Origin of the sequence: Bradyrhizobium genosp. SA-3, assembly GCF_004212635.1 — a bacterium.
Classification (GTDB): Bacteria; Pseudomonadota; Alphaproteobacteria; order Rhizobiales; family Xanthobacteraceae; genus Bradyrhizobium.
In genome coordinates, this window is the sequence record NZ_PSRT01000055.1 from 19725 (window position 1) to 34767 (window position 15043).

General features: G+C 60.6%; 15 protein-coding genes. 11 read left to right on the forward strand and 4 right to left on the reverse strand.

Features of this window, described 5'->3' with window-relative positions; genetic code table 11:
* Nucleotides 1–196 precede the first annotated feature (196 nt).
* The 4 genes from CWO91_RS20335 (at nucleotide 197) to CWO91_RS20350 (ending at nucleotide 3344) form a co-directional block, all read left to right on the forward strand.
* Entirely contained in the window at nucleotides 197–928 is a 732-nt protein-coding gene (locus CWO91_RS20335; RefSeq protein ID WP_130215718.1) for a transglycosylase SLT domain-containing protein, read from the forward strand.
* 39 nt (nucleotides 929–967) lie between these two features.
* Complete coding sequence (locus CWO91_RS20340) at nucleotides 968–1345, forward strand: hypothetical protein (RefSeq protein ID WP_130215660.1); 378 nt, start codon at nucleotides 968–970, stop codon at nucleotides 1343–1345.
* Nucleotides 1346–1766: 421 nt separating this feature from the next.
* Complete coding sequence (locus CWO91_RS44360) at nucleotides 1767–2351, forward strand: hypothetical protein (protein WP_245471309.1); 585 nt, start codon at nucleotides 1767–1769, stop codon at nucleotides 2349–2351.
* A gap of 210 nt (nucleotides 2352–2561) precedes the next feature.
* Nucleotides 2562–3344, forward strand: a complete 783-nt coding sequence (locus tag CWO91_RS20350; RefSeq protein WP_130215662.1) for a LuxR family transcriptional regulator — start codon at nucleotides 2562–2564, stop codon at nucleotides 3342–3344.
* 15 nt (nucleotides 3345–3359) lie between these two features.
* On the opposite strand, the gene CWO91_RS20355 is transcribed toward CWO91_RS20350, so the two are convergent.
* The 4 genes from CWO91_RS20355 to CWO91_RS20370 all read right to left on the reverse strand — a co-directional run bounded on the left by CWO91_RS20355 (nucleotide 3360) and on the right by CWO91_RS20370 (nucleotide 8823).
* Nucleotides 3360–4778, reverse strand: coding sequence for an HlyD family type I secretion periplasmic adaptor subunit (locus CWO91_RS20355; protein WP_245471310.1), 1419 nt, complete (start codon nucleotides 4776–4778; stop codon nucleotides 3360–3362).
* A gap of 50 nt (nucleotides 4779–4828) precedes the next feature.
* Nucleotides 4829–6565 carry a type I secretion system permease/ATPase gene (locus CWO91_RS20360; protein ID WP_130215722.1) on the reverse strand — a complete coding sequence of 579 codons (1737 nt, stop codon included), beginning with the start codon at nucleotides 6563–6565 and terminating at the stop codon, nucleotides 4829–4831.
* A gap of 141 nt (nucleotides 6566–6706) precedes the next feature.
* The gene (locus tag CWO91_RS20365; protein WP_130215666.1) at nucleotides 6707–7165 is read right to left on the reverse strand and encodes a hypothetical protein; all 459 of its coding nucleotides are present in this window, start codon (nucleotides 7163–7165) and stop codon (nucleotides 6707–6709) included.
* Between the two features lie 251 nt (nucleotides 7166–7416).
* Nucleotides 7417–8823 (reverse strand): hypothetical protein, encoded by a 1407-nt coding sequence (locus tag CWO91_RS20370; protein ID WP_245471311.1) that lies wholly within the window; start codon nucleotides 8821–8823, stop codon nucleotides 7417–7419.
* A gap of 285 nt (nucleotides 8824–9108) precedes the next feature.
* Here CWO91_RS20370 and CWO91_RS45465 point away from each other — a divergent pair, with 285 nt between their 5' ends.
* From CWO91_RS45465 to CWO91_RS20410, 7 genes are all read left to right on the forward strand, one after another.
* Complete coding sequence (locus CWO91_RS45465) at nucleotides 9109–9375, forward strand: helix-turn-helix domain-containing protein (protein ID WP_433995565.1); 267 nt, start codon at nucleotides 9109–9111, stop codon at nucleotides 9373–9375.
* A 195-nt stretch (nucleotides 9376–9570) separates the two neighbouring features.
* Complete coding sequence (locus tag CWO91_RS44365; RefSeq protein WP_245471312.1) at nucleotides 9571–9852, forward strand: hypothetical protein; 282 nt, start codon at nucleotides 9571–9573, stop codon at nucleotides 9850–9852.
* Nucleotides 9853–10614: 762 nt separating this feature from the next.
* Entirely contained in the window at nucleotides 10615–10848 is a 234-nt protein-coding gene (locus CWO91_RS20390; RefSeq protein WP_349643583.1) for a hypothetical protein, read from the forward strand.
* Nucleotides 10849–10952: 104 nt separating this feature from the next.
* Nucleotides 10953–11459: an A24 family peptidase gene (locus tag CWO91_RS20395; protein WP_130215670.1), complete on the forward strand. Its 507-nt coding sequence runs from the start codon at nucleotides 10953–10955 to the stop codon at nucleotides 11457–11459.
* A gap of 1 nt (nucleotide 11460) precedes the next feature.
* Nucleotides 11461–12417, forward strand: coding sequence for a Flp pilus assembly protein CpaB (cpaB, locus tag CWO91_RS20400; protein ID WP_130215672.1), 957 nt, complete (start codon nucleotides 11461–11463; stop codon nucleotides 12415–12417).
* Nucleotides 12417–13619, forward strand: a complete 1203-nt coding sequence (locus tag CWO91_RS20405) for an AAA family ATPase (protein WP_130215674.1) — start codon at nucleotides 12417–12419, stop codon at nucleotides 13617–13619. Before cpaB ends, CWO91_RS20405 begins: the two co-directional genes overlap by 1 nt.
* Nucleotides 13616–14992 carry a CpaF family protein gene (locus tag CWO91_RS20410; RefSeq protein ID WP_130215676.1) on the forward strand — a complete coding sequence of 459 codons (1377 nt, stop codon included), beginning with the start codon at nucleotides 13616–13618 and terminating at the stop codon, nucleotides 14990–14992. The genes CWO91_RS20405 and CWO91_RS20410 overlap by 4 nt, the downstream gene beginning before the upstream one ends.
* Nucleotides 14993–15043: the final 51 nt, after the last annotated feature.

A 15043-nucleotide genomic window follows, 5' to 3' on the forward strand; every position in this document is an offset into this window, starting at 1 on the left:
CGAGTTTGACGGCCTCGGTGACCCCAAAGCTTCCGGCGACCTTCGGACCTTGCTGACCGGAGGCAATGTTAGCGCGCCACCGCCGGAGATGCTGCAGCCGCTGCACTTACGGTTTTCGCTGCGGGCGCCGGATCGACTGCAGCACGGGAAATAGAAGATGGCGGTGCGCAACGGGAGGGTTCGTTCGGCGCGGTCAATGACGTCGCTCTCGTCGACCACCTTGGTCCCGGGATTGCTTCTGCTCGCCTTGCTGTTGCCGGCCGGCGCTCGCGCCGAGGCGACGTCGGCGCCGAAGACGATCGATGCTCGTCATGCTGCGGTCGAAGCGCCGCCACCACGCGTCCCCGATGCAGGTTCGCGCTATCGCTCGCTGATCGAAAAAGAGGCCGCGCAAGCCGGTCTCGCGCCGGAAGTTGCCGAGGCGGTGATGGCCGTGGAGAGCGGATATAATCCGGATGCCATCGGCGGGGTCGGCGAGATCGGCTTGATGCAAATCCTGCCCTCGACGGCACGCATGCTGGGCTTCATCGGCTCGCTGGCCGATCTGGCCGTGCCTGAAACCAATATTCACTACGGTGTCATGTATCTCGCCAAGGCCTGGCGCCTCGCTGGCGGCGACCTGTGTACCGCCGCGATGAAATACCGCGCCGGCCACGGTGAAACGCGCTTCTCGTTTCTTTCGGTGAACTACTGCATAGCGGTGCGCTCCAAGCTCGCCGCTCGCGGTTTTCGCGTGACCGGCAGCGTACCCGGGCCAACTTTTGGCGATCCGGCTCTCCCGGGCCGCGGCTGTGGCCGGAAGTGCCTGGGCATTTCGCGAACGGGTAGCGTGAATATTGCTGCCCTCAACACCCAGCTCAGTGCGCTCGTCGCGCAGGCGCGGCAGGGCGATAGGAGCCGTGCGCACGAGGCAGGTTGTTCAGGTTAAGCTTGCTCGCGCCTACTTGTGGGAAGAGAGGAGATCACGATGCGGCTGATGGCGTCTTCATTCGTTCTGACAGCCTGCCTCGTGTCACCAGCGGTGGCCGAGGAGCGGCCCAACATTCTTCCGCAAATCGTGGTCGGAAGCAGCGCGCCGAAAAGCGCTGCCGATGGCCGCATGCCCGCTTCGTCGAATGGTAGCCGTGCGACGACCTCGCCAGACAGATGCGTAGAGGTGGAAATCGGATCCAGCCGATCGATGGACTGCCTCAACCAGAAACTCAGGAGGGAGGTTGATCGGGTCAATCCGAGCATCAACCTGCCGCCCATCGATGCGAGATCACCGGACGCCAAGGTCGGAGTCGTCAATATCCCCGGCGTTCAGCAGCAATATGGCCGGAACTTTGGTGTTTCCGTCGCGTGACCGCCGCCGCCAGTGTTCTCCGCACCGATCGGGCATCGATGAATGGTCCAACGCCTGTGAGCGATCAGCACGTGTGGCGTAACCAGCAAGATGCAGGTTCTCTATGAGAGTTCAATGGCGGCAGGAATGACGCAGCCGTGCCGCGCGATCGTTCTGCAACGCGGTGATCATTTCAGTAAGAGTTGTGCGCTGACCTGGGTTGAGCAGCAATCGGGGGCGATTTCAATCGCCGGCTGTCGCTCGGCAAGATGACCAAACGGGCTTTCCGCATGGCCTGGAGGCCGAGCGGCCCGCCCAGGCAGATGCCGGGCAACTTTCCGCGCTTAATAAGCGTTTAACGCTTTTGCGCAACAGATAGATTACCAGCGCGGAATTAGTCCTAGTTACGAGTGCGAGCCGAGCTCCCGGGGAGGGGAATCGGATGGGACTGCTTTTTGTTGGAGTGCTGGCAGGAATTCTGGTCGGCTTTGGCTGGTTCGCGCCGTCCCGAGGCTATTTCCTTGGGTGTGCGGCGCGACCCTGTTTCGACAGGGTTGCAGTCGCCCGACCCGCAGAGCCAACGCCGGCGGCATTGGCGCCAACTCCTGCGATTGTCAAATCGAATTCTGCAACCTCGGCAAAGTCCGGCAAGAGGCCATCCCCGAAGAGACGCGGATCGGCCGATCTCGCCAAGGCGGCCGCCCCGCGCACGAGGATCAGCGTCCCGGCGCCCGAACGCTCGGCGGAAAGATCAGACACTGTCCTGGACAGGGCAAAGGTCACGATCGCATCGAAGATGGACGATCCAGGATCGGCCGAGTTCAGCGACATGAAGCGCGCAATGCGATTGGACATGTTTGGGCGCGCTGTGGATACGATTTGCGGTCGTGTGAAAGGAAGAAATGCGTCAGGTGGCGAGACTGGAGAGAGACCGTTTCTGTATCTCGTGAAGGAGGATGAAGCATATGTCGTCGACGGCAAGTCGGGGTCGGCGGCGTCAACCGCGTATCGAAATATTTGCAATTAAGGGGATGCGTCGACCGCGCCACGGCGCGGCACGCGCCCAAATGAATTTGAGCGGAAAGAATTTCCACCCAGGCGTCAGGCTATCCCGCAGTGGATACGATCCTAATGCTGGCACTGCGCGTGACGATGCATTCAGGATGAATGCCGCAGCGGGAATACGCAGCACGGATCGATGGACCGTCGCAGAGATTCTTTTCATTCCGAGGAAATCATGGATGACCTAACCAACTTCTCAAAACGGCTCAATGGATCGCTTCACTTGCCGGTTCTGGTGATCATCGAGCCGCATCTATTACCTCGCACATGCATTCTGAACGTCTTCAGGCGGGAATTGGCCGAATTCGAGATCCTTGACATGGCAACGGTCCAAAGCCTGGACAGCGCGTCAGCTCGCGATGTTCGTCTGGTGTTGCTGAGTATCGCGGACAAGCCCATCGGCGATCCCTCGGTTGAGGACGATCTCGCCCTCGTCGCGGAGTGCTGTCCCAACGCGGCCGTTGCAATCCTGTCAAACCATGACGACGAGCCGACCGCGCAGGCCGCGATGCAGCGGGGTGTGCGCGGTTTTTTCCCCACCTCGCTGCCAATAGAGGTCGTCATCGCCGGCCTGCGCCTTGTTCTTGTCGGAGGCTGCTACAGGCCGTTGCCCGTCGCTGGAATAAACAGGATACCGGGTTTCGAGCCGCCGGATGCGCGTCGGCATGCGTCCGCATATCTGACGAACGAAGCAGCCAGGGCGGCTATCGACAGGAGCTTGACCGATTTCACGCCTCGAGAGCAGCAGGTTCTGGCGGAATTGGAGCTCGGCCTGCCCAACAAGCTGATCGCCGCCAAAATGAACCTCTCGGAAAGCACCGTTAAAATGCACATTCAGCATATCATGAGGAAATGCGCCGCTCACAATCGCACGGAAGCGGTCCTCCGCTGGCGCGGCCGGTTGCCCGCGCAGAGTCGCGATCACGAGCCGGGCGCAGCCTCAACGCCGGAGACCTAGTCACGCGGAGCTAGATCAATCTTCTCTGAATGCACCGCGGAAGCTGTCGAGCAGGGGGCTCAGCGCGTAAAGTGCAACGGTGCCGCGCCCCGTGGTGATGAACACTTGAACGGGCATACCGGGAACGATCTGGATGCCGTTTGCAGCCATCTGTGCGTCGTCGATCCGAATCCTGGTCGCGTAGTATGGCTGGTCGGTACGCTTGTCGAGAAGTCGGTCTGCGGATACGTGCACGACGGTTCCCTTCAGACGCGGTACGCGACGCTGATTATACGGTACGAGATGCACTTCGGCATTTAGACCGGGATGAACCACGTCAATATCCTCGGGCCTCAGGCGAGCGGTCACGATGAAGCGGTCTTGCCGCGGCACGAGGTCCATGAGCGGAGCGCCAGCCCCGATGACGCCGCCGGTCGTATGCATCCGCAGGTCAGTTACCACGCCGTCCTCTGGCGCCTTGACCTCCGTTCGGGATAGTTGATCCCTGGCCGAAAGCAACCGTTCGCGGAGTTGGAACATCTGGTTCTGTGCTTCGCGAAGTGACTGTGCGATCTCGTTCTGCCTGTCGCTCTCGAGCTTGAGCAATGTGGCCTGCTGCTCGCTGATGACCTGCCCGGCGCGGGAAATTTGCGCCGCGATCTCGCCGCGGCGACCTTCGACGTCGGCCAATTCACGCTGGAGGTTCAGAAGCCGTGGTCGCCGTTCGAGGCCCTTGTTGACGAGGGTCGTGACCATATCGAGTTCTTCCCGGACGATGTCGCTTCGCTGCCCGGCGGCGCTCTCCTGAGCCTTGAGACCTTCGATCTCCTTCTCGACCTGATGCCTCCGTTCGCGAATGACCGCGAGCTGCGACTCGTGAACCTGCTGGCGTGCCCGGAAAATGAACTGCTGCACCGAGACCGCAGCAGCCGCCACCCCATTCTGTTGGCTGTCCTGCTCCAGCGTGCTCGGGACTGCGATCGTTTCAAGTCTCTGCTGCTCGGCCTGAAGCCGCGCGGCACGAGCAATTGCATCCCACAACTGGCCCTGAAGACTTTGCACCTCCGAATCGGCGCGGGTGTCGTCCAACGTGATCAGCGTTTGTCCGCTTCGCACGACATCGCCGTCCGAAACCAGGATTTTCCTGACGATGCCGCCTTCCAGATGCTGAATTGTCTTGCGGTTCGTTTCCGATTCCACAACACCGGACGCGATTGCGGCGCTCTCGAGAGGCGCGAAGCTCGCCCATGTGCCAAGCCCCAGCATGAAGCCGAGCACCAGCAGATTGCCCGCGAGGGTGATCCCGCGAAGCCTGGCGCGCGGAGAGACTGGCGTGGGGTCCGAGCACCATGGAAATTCGAGAGGCTCGAAATCGTCGATTGCGGTGACAACGTCTCCAAGTCGCCCGGCGAGCGGGGGGCGCACGGGTGTTCGCGTGATCTGGTCCCAGATCATGGGAAGTCGCGAGACCGCGGGAAGCTTCCAGCTTGTGGGAAAATGCCATATCATGGCGCAACTTGCGACGTGACCTGGGGGCGAGCCAGGTGCCGTTCGAAAATTTCCTCGCTCTCGCCGAACGCGACGACCGCACCGTCTTCCATGATGGCGATCTTGTCCGTGGCTGCGAGGAGACCCATCCGGTGAGTGACGACGACCAGGACGACATTTGCGCGCTTCATGCGCTCGATGGCATCCAGGAGCATTCGCTCGCCCCCGTAGTCGAGGCTGGCGTTCGGCTCGTCTAGAACAACGAGACGCGGACTGCCGAAAAAGGCCCGGGCCAAGCCGAGGCGCTGCCGATATCCGCGCGAAAATGATTTTTCACCGTGAACCACAGTGTCGTACCCGAGCGGCAGGCCCATGATGGCCTCATGGATTCCGACGAGCTTGGCCGCATCGACGACCTTCCGCCGATCTGCATCATCAAGCCGTGCGATGATGTCGTTTATGGTGTCGCCGAGTAGATTGATGTCCTGGGGGAGATATCCGAGACGGTGGCCGCTTCGTTGCTCGCGAAGCTGCGAGACGTCAGTATTGTCGAGGCGGACACCGCCATGCGTTGGCATCGACAACCCGGCGATCACTTGGCCAAGCAAGGACTTGCCAGACCCGGACGGACCGATGACGCCAAGACATTCTCCGGGCGCGAGGCTGAACGAGACATCTTTCAGCAGAAAATGGTTGGCTCCCGGTAGCTTTACGCCAACATTGTCAACGACGAGACCACTCCGCGCTTGTCGTAGCGAGATCTCTGTATCCTGCTGCTCGGTGGCGGGGAATGCGGCGAGAAGGGCGCCGAGCCGCTTACAGGCACTCACGGCCGTCACGAGTGATTTCCAGCCTGCGATGGCACTCTCGACTGGCGCGAGCGCCCGGCTGAACATCAGCGTAGAGGCAAAGATGATCGCCGGACTTTTCCCGTGATCAAGGACGAGCCACGCGGCTGCTCCCATGATCAGTACCTGCGACAGCGCGCGGGCCGGTTTGGTGGCCAGCATGACGATCTCGCCTCGCCGGAGTGCCTGATCGTGCTCTCTGCGGGCGTCCTGCGCGTCGTGGTAGATCGTTCGCGCTGAGCTATCGAACATTCCCATGGCGCGGATCATGTGGATGTTGCTGGCCGCAGCCTGAAGGCGGCCGTAGCTTCTGGACAGCGCGGCGTTGGATTTGAGCAGAACGTCCTCGGTCACCAGATCTCCGGCAACCGTGAGAGCGAACAGGAAGGCCACGCAGCAGGCGCCCACCACGCCAAGCAGGGGATGGATCAGAAAGAGGACCAGGAGGAACAGGGGCGCCCAGAGCGCGTCGAACAGCATCGGACATGCGCCTGACTCCACGAACTGGCGCAGGACCGTGAGATCTCGATATGCGTCCGACGCCCGAGTCCAATCGCTGCGAAGCGCGAATTCGAGGCTGGCCGAAAGCACGCAAGGGCGAAGCCGACCGTCGAGCCAGGAGCCAAGGCGGCCCAGGACGGCACGCCGCAATGCATCGAACACACCTCCGACCACGACCGTGATCGCGACAATGAGCGTGAGCAGAAGCAGTGTGTCGCCACTCCGGCTTGACAAAACCCTGTCGTAGATCTGAAGAAGGTAGATGGCGGGCGCAAACAGAAGCAAATTGTAGCTGCAACTGTATGCGAATACGAGACCAACCGGTCCCGCACAGGACCAGAGGGCCGCGTGCAGCGGCGTCCGGATTGGCGGCAGGATGGGCAATCGAGTGGGCGGCACCAGCATGATCGTCACCGCCTGAAATCGAGGTCCGGCGCACTTGCCCGACGGCCAATGCAATCTGGCAACGGCATGACGGGGGCATTGACGTGAAATCCAGGACCGGCGGCAGCGGCCGCCGGTCCCGCCAGTCGGACGAGCCGCTGGTCAGAGCGTATCGAGATGGAAGCTCACTCCTCCACCCCACGCGAAGTTGCCGTCTCCGCCATCGCCGCCGATGCCAGCCACGACTTCCTGGTGCTGGTCCACCACGAGCTTGTTAATCTGGGTGGCATCCGTATTGGCGTATACCTTGGAGGTATCGTGGCCGCTATAGGACTTCTGGCTTCCGTTCGACTCGGCGTCTCCGCCATGGGCCTTGGAAAACCATGAGGCCTTGGTGTTTGCGCCCCCGGCGTCCCAATCCGCCGTCTGTTTGACGTGATCGCCGGTGTTCACATGCACATCGGCACCCTCGGCTTTGTTGGTTGGATCGAAGTTGAGAGTCGGCTTGCTGATGATGGCTCCCTTGAAAGTACCGTCGCCGCCATTTCCGGCACTTTGACCACCGGTGTTGATCGATTTGAAGTCGATCGTATCCGTGATGTTGATTGCCTTTGGCATCATTTGAGGCCTCCGTCGTTCTGTTGGCTGTCGTGCAACATCCATCCCGATCAGGCGGACGCGCGCGGCAAGTCTGATCCGCCCGTGCGCGAGGGCGATAGATGTCAAAACGGACACCATCCGGCTTGGTGGGCCTACGTACGAAAGTACGCCATTCGTCAGGAGAGGGCGCCTCTGCGCGCGGCATTGGATGCGAGGAGTGGCGGCTGCACGTGCCGCCATGCGATCGATCATGCGAGCGGTACGAAGTGTCGCTATGCCACCAGGTGAAGATCTGACAAGAGATGTGCGGCATCGTCAGCTAGCGCAAGATTGCCGTAGCCGCCGTCCCCGCCAACTCCGGCGATCTGAACCGCACTCTGGTCGATGTGCACGTTGTTGACCTGATCGGCCACGGCCGTCGAATGTGGACCTGCGATGGCTATGTTAATGGGCGCATAGATCGCGACGCTGACATCGATCAGACTGCCGGCAAAATAGCCGTGGCCGCCATTGCCTGCGCTGTTCGAGCCAGTCGCGATCGTGTCGGAGCCGCCCCACAGATTATGGGAGAGAAGGTTTGCGTGGCCGCCCGCTGCGGCGTTGTCGTTGCCGCCGTGTCCGCCAATGCCGGCGATCTGAACCGCGGATTGATCCACAGAAACATCATTTGTCTGGACCGCGTAAGCGCTGGAGCCATAGCCAGCGATCGCGATGTTGATCGGGTTGTACAGCACGAACGAGGTATGGACGAGTTCCCCGTAAAACGCGCCTTCCCCGCCATTGCCGGCCTGGCTCCCGCCGGTTTGAATGTCCCAGGCGCTCACTGCGTTGCTTGATCCCCAGCTAGGGTCGAGCGTGAGGATGCTACCGCCGGCGGCCACATTGCCATGTCCGCCATTTCCGCCGACGCCCGCGATCTGCGTGACCGACTGATCGATGTCGACCGTGTTCGATTGACTTGCATGAGCAGAGCCGCCCGAGCTCGCCAACGCAATGTTGATCGGATGATAGATCACCACAGGAGCGTCCACCAACGCACCGGAGAAATAGCCGCTGCCGCCGTTACCGGCACTGTTGTCGCCGCTGGCGATCACATTCGTCCCAGAGGAAGTACTGACGCTCCCTCCCGATGCAATGTTTTCACTGCCGCCATTTCCGCCGACGCCGGCGATCTGAAGGGCGGATTGATCGACGTTCAAATTGTTAGACTGGTTGGCCAGGGCGACCGAGCCGTATCCTGAACTCACCGAGATGTTGATCGGCTCATAGATCAGCAAAGACGCGTGAACGATGCCGCCGTAGAAGTAGCCGTCTCCGCCGTTCCCAGCCGTGTTCGTTCCGCTCTCGACCGTGGCGGCGCCCATCCCGAAATGGTCTGCGCCGGAAGCCGACTCGGTGGCCCAAGGATTCTGGCCCGCCGCAGTGTGGTGGCCGACGTGACCCACCGATGTAGTGAGATGTTCGAATTGAATTGGGCCAGAGTCATGGGGCAGGGCATGAGCGCTCGCGGGATGCGCTCCATGGCCCGCAAGCGGGCTTGGACCATGGACTTTGACGCCACTGTCGATCAGGTGCGGGGCACGCGGTGCCGGACCGGAGCCGTCGTCACCATCGTAGCCATGGTGGCGATGGAAGGCGTGATGCAGTCGGATTCCATCCGACAGTCGTGAAAAATCCATTGTAACCTCCCTCATTGCAATCGCTCCGCGCAATCGGAGGGGTTCTGCACTCCGAACGGAATGTCATCCTGGTAAGATCGAAAGCCCAGTCGTCAGTTCGGATATAGCGCTTCGGGTGGCAGCCGTTACATCGGCTACATCCGTTCGAGTGCGGCTACAGCCTTTGTAACTTTTGGACGGGCCAATGCCGGAACGTAAGACGTGGGGAAGGGCCGCTCTGCGTTGTTCGGCAGCATGAGCGCAGTTTCGACCAGACGCGCGATGTATTGCTGCATTGCTCCCTGTATGGATATCCGGAGGCGCCGTATTGGATACGAAACCTTTGGAACCCTTCATCAAGGTCGTGGCTCTCGGTCGCATGACGAGCGCGGCGAAGGTGCTGCGAAGGTGCTGAATGTCGCGCAGCCGGCCCTGAGCCAGCACATTGCGAGCCTGGAGACCGATTTCAAGTGCAAGCTGCTCGACCGCAGCGCCAGCGGGTCAAGCCCACCGAGGCCGGACGAATTCTCTATCGCTATGCCAAGTCGAAGGCGGTTGGTTATGGAGGGGTGACGGAGATCGCAGCCGCAAGGAGGTTATCATGGTGCACGTGATCAGGACATTCGTTCGGCCCGCTGCCGAGCTTGTCGAGCGCATCAGGCAGTTTCCTCGTCCACTCTGCACGAAGCGCAGGGGCGATCGGGCGCGCTGACCTCCCGCATCAAGCCGATCTATTCCGGGATGCGCGCTTGCGGGCCGGCGCTTACGGTGAGCTGCCATCCGGGCGACAACATGATGCTGATCACGGCGCGTTCGCGACGGTCTTGCGCTGCGCGACACTGGCTTCAACGCCTTCTCTTACGGCCTGTGCATGAAGGGTACGCCAAGGAGACGCTCGGCTACATCAATCAGCAGATCGTCATCGGCGCCATTGCCGTCCGTCCCGGCGACATCGTGAGCGCCGATAACGACGGTGTCGTCATCGTGCCCAAGGAGCGATCGCCGACGTCTGCGTCAAGTCGGGGGCTCGCGAGAAGGAAGCCGGCGTGATGGAGGCGCTCAAGGCCGGCGGGAACATCTCACGTGACACCGGCTGAACGTTCTGCGCCTGTTGCTTACGCGAGGTGCTGACGTGCAGCAACGCGGATTGAACGACTGGACACCGCTGCACTATGCCGTAGGCGCGGGATGATGGCGAGGTAGTCGAGCTTCTGCTGGCTCACGATGCGGATATCGATGCGCGAGCTCGAATTGATGATTGCACCACCCTAGTACAACCGGCGAAATCATGTGGCTGCAACGCAGCGATCAGGGCCTTCAGAGGGATCGCGCCTGAACCTGGTGGGCAGGTGTACCGCTTCGCGCCCCTGCACGGCGATCGTCCTTGCGAAATTGCTCCAGGCGTGCCGGCCTAGTGCTTTCCTCGCAGCGTCCCCTCGATTATGGGAGCCCCGACACATCGGCGTAGCACACAAATTAAATGCCGCCGCACGACAAGCGGCCTTTCTTCAATATTTCGATTATTATCCCTCGGACGGGCCCCGTATTATTCCGGAGAACGCTTCCGGCTCCCTACTAACACTCTGACCGGAAGCGAGGGGGTTAGCTATCATATTTGTATCACGGGAGTTTCTCTCCATCTTGGGCGCGATCCAACGACAGCTCGCTTGGGATAAATATTCAAATTGGTTAATTTAAGGACAAATATATTTTAAATGTTGACTGGGCTGGATATTTAATGGAGAGTTTATCGGTGGCGGCCGGGATTTAAAAGCCGCAGCCGCTGAAAGTTGCCGAGGTGTCTACAAATCCATGTTGAAAGAAGGGGTTTCTCCTATGTTGAAGTATTACGTCGAGACCAGGGAAGCGTTGAAGCGTCTGCGGACGGACCAGGATGGCGTGGTGTCGTTCGAGTACATCATCGTCGCGGTTTGTATCATCGGCGCAGTGTCGGCTGTGTTCGGTATTGGAGCTGGTGGTGCGATCGGGCAGTCGCTGACTGCCGGGATCGCCGCTATGACCGCCGCTTTCACCGCGGCAGTTTGATACGGCCATCGGACGCCAGAGGGGGGCATCGGGATGTGTCCCCCTCTTGAATGTACTCCTTCTATTTTTAGTGTGCCTTCCACCTCTTTGAGGCATGCATTTTCATGAGCTGGGTTTCTTACATAGCCACGATACTGGAAATCCTGTTGTTGCTGTATGTCGCAACGATTGATGTCGCGACGCGATTGATCCGCAATGAAATTTGTCTGGCGCTGGCGCTGCTCGGGATCGCTGGCCAACTTGCCAGCCCGATGCAACTGATCGAATCCCTGATTGCCACGACGATCCTGTTCTTGCTGCTGTTCACGATTTACCAGCGCGGAGGGATTGGCGGCGGCGACGTCAAGTTGCTGGCTGCTTTGTCGATTGGTCTGCCGCTGACAGGCGTGATTCAGTTGTTGACGATAACCTCGTTGGCCGGCGGCGTTCTTGCCCTGGTGCATCTGCTGATGCGCCTCCTGCCATATCCGAAGCTGGCGCCATTCGGATCGTCGCTCGCACGCCGCGTCTACGCGATCGAGCGGTGGCGCCACGTGCGACACGCTCCCTTACCTTACGGCGTAGCCATAGCATGCGGTGGCATCTGGGCCATCTTGAGCAAAGGAGTTTGACATGTCATCCGCGTTGCGCCTCTCGATCATCCTGGTGCTGTTGCTCGCAACCACTGCGTTCGGGTTGATTGCCTACAACATGAACCTGCCGAAACAGGTTCCGGTAGCGGTCACGGAGCAGGGGCCGGCGCCTCCTTCGACTGTCGGGTATTTTGTTGCGGCGCGTCCGCTGTCGAAAGGTACATTGGCTCGCGATGAAGATTTCGCAGTACGTTCGGTGCCGCCTGAACGTCTTCCGGCAGGGGCGATTCTTGAAACGCCCGATTCGAAGGTCGGACTTCCCGGCTCTCTGGTTCGCAAGTTCGTCGACGCTGGCAGTCCGATCACCTTGCAGGATGTATTGCGACCGCGAGATCGGGGTTTCCTGGCCAGCGTCTTGGCACCGGATAGCCGTGCAATCAGCATCAAGGTGGACGAGGAGTCTGGTGTCTCGGGGCTGATCAGGCCGGGTGATTATGTTGATGTCTTATTGACCCAGGTGTTCGAGAAGGCGGATCCCGCACGTCGGGCCCTGAGCGAAACCGTTCTGGGAAATGTTCGAGTCATTGCGATCGACCAGGAGATTGTGCAAGGCGGTCGAACCATAAGCTCGGTGGCCGGCAAGCAAGCGCAAACTGTGTCGTTGGAGCTTGCGCCAGACCAGGTCAAGAAGATCACAGTCGCAAAGCAGATCGGAACGCTCTCCCTGGCCGTACGGGCAGCAGTCGAGCAGTGGGATACGGCGGACACTGGCGCCATGTCCAGCTGCGATGTGTCGCCGGAAATTGCTCGCCAGAATGCAGTTGCCGGCCGGACTGCAGCGGTCGTCGTTCATGCTGGCGGTCAGGTCAAGCAGTACTCGGTCAGGAAGCAGGACTCAGGCGACGGGAATACTACGGTCAACTGCGATGGGTCGGAAGTTTCCCGCCGGGGTGGGACGATGGTGGTTCAGGCGGGCAAGTTGCTGGAGAAACGTTGATGAGCGTTAACATTGCAGTCGTCAGTTCGCCTGAAGAAGCTACATCTGTTGTCGCGCGCAACCGGATCGTCTGTTTTGTAAATGACGAGCTTAGTGCTGCGGCTCTGCGCAAGGGCCTCGAAGGCAGCAACATATCGATCAAGCGTGGCACGATCCGTAATGCCATACGGATGCTCGAAACCGACACCGAACTATTCGCGTTGGTGACGGACATCAGTGGAATCGATGATCCATTTGCCGAACTGGAAAGGCTGGCCGGCGTCTGCCCACCCGATGTCCGGGTGGCTCTGATCGGCGAGAGCAGGGAGATCACCTTCTACCGCGCGCTGATTGAGCTCGGCTTGACCGAGTACCTGCCGAGGCCGATCACGCGGGACATGGTGCTGGACCAGCTGCGCCCGAAGCTGCTTGGCGAGATGGCGCCGCGTCCGACCGACCGTGGCGGGCATGTGATCTCGATCTGTGGTGCGCAGGGCGGCGCCGGCGCAACGAGTATCGCCATCAATCTCGCACTGCAGCTGGCCGAAACCACCAAGGCGAAGGTCGCGCTGCTCGACCTGCATCTGCAAGGCGGCGAAACAGCAGTGATGTTGGGTGTTCAGCCCGGACCAGGGCTGCGCATCGCTTTGGAGAACCCGATGCGAGCGGACACATTGTTCCTCGAGCGCGCGGCAATTGAGGTCAACGAGCGGGTTTGCCTGATCTCCGCCGATGAGGAGCTGGATGCGCAGCTCGACATCACCGAGGCTGGCGTGAGACACGTGCTGGGTCTGCTCCGCCAACGGTTCAATTACATCGTTGTCGATGTGCCGGTGCCGTTTTCGCCATCCATCCACCCGGTGATTGCGCTTTCCCGTCACGTGCTGGTGCTGCTGGAAGCCGAGGTGACCGGACTTCGCAATGCCCATGCTGTACGCGCTGCCGTCACCAACATCGCCGGCAAAGATCGGGTCTTTACTTTGCTCAATCGTGCCGATCGCCCCGGCGGTCTACCCAGGGCCGCGGTTGTCAAGGCGTTGGGGGCAGAACCAGACATGGTGGTGCCCGATCTTGGGAAGGGGATGACTCAGGCGGTCAATCTCGGAATTCCAGCGCTGAATCACGTATCGGCACTGCGACGTCACCTCGCCCCGATCGTACGGGAGATCACGGGGCTCGGCGCCGAGCGGAAGGGATGGCTGAGGAGGCTGCTCGGATTATGAAGACCTTTGGTAGGCGCGACGACGACACGCCAGCTCGTTTACCGGCATTGACGCCACTGCCCGCGTCGGCGCCGAGCTTGCCTGCAACTGCGCCCAGGCACGAGCCTTCTCCTCAGCAGCCACTGATGTCGGCATCGCTCCGCGAACGGGTCATCGAGCAGATTGAGCCGTCGGTGGCCGCGACTGTTTCGCGCGATGTCCTTCGCCGGCAGATCGAGGAAATCATTCATGGAATCGCCAACGAGGAACGGCTCGAACTGTCAGGTCGCGAGCAGCTTCAGCTGGCTGACGAGATTGCGGACGACATGACCGGCTACGGGCCTCTGCGTCCGCTTCTGCTCGATCAATCGATCAACGATATCATGATCAACGGACCGAGTAACGTTTATGTCGAACGAGCCGGCAAGCTGGAACGGATCGCGGTGCGATTCCGCGACAATGATCACATTGCATCGGTGGCGCAGAAAATCGCCGCGCAAGTTGGGCGACGCGTCGACGAATCCAGTCCGATGGTGGATTGCCGCTTGCCCGACGGCAGCCGGGTCAACATTATTTTTCCGCCGCTGGCGATCCATAGCCCCTGCATTTCGATCCGAAAATTTCCGAGCCGCCGTTTGGACATCGCCGGGATGATCGAAAACGGCTCAATGACCGCAGCCATCGGACAATTGCTGGAGATTGCCGCCCGGTCTCGGCTCAATGTTCTGGTCTCCGGCGGCACCGGGTCCGGCAAGACGACGCTGCTCAACGCCATGAGCCAGTTCATCGATCACAGCGAACGCGTCGTCACCATCGAGGACGCGGCAGAGTTGCAGCTTCAGCAGCCGCACGTGATCAGCCTGGAGACCCGGCCTCCCAGCCTCGAAGGCACGGGGCAGGTGACCCAGCGCGATCTCTTGTGGAATGCGCTGCGCATGCGTCCTGACCGGATCGTCGTGGGTGAGGTGCGCGGCGCTGAGGCGTTTGACATGCTGCAAGCAATGAACACGGGCCATGACGGTTCGATCTCCACGGTGCATGCCAATAGCGCCCGCGATGCCCTGACCCGCATCGAGAACATGGTGCAGATGGGACAGGTGAATCTGCCGTCGCGGGCCATTCGAGCTCAGATCGTCGCAGCGCTGGATATCATCGTGCAGGTCGAACGCATGCGCGATGGACAGCGTCGCATTGTCCAGATCAGCGAGGTGATGGGCCTGGAAGGGGATGTGATCACCACCAATGACATCGCAGCCTTCGAGTACCAGGAGGAGGATGAGCATGGGCGGATATCGGGCACCTACAGGTCCACCCTTGCAGTCCCGAAATTCAAAAGCCGTCTTGTCTATTTCGGGCTTGATCGTGCTTGGGCCGAGGCGATGAGGCAAATATGATACCGGAGTCCGTGATCTTCGCTGTTCTGGTGCTCGCTATGTGCGCTGCAG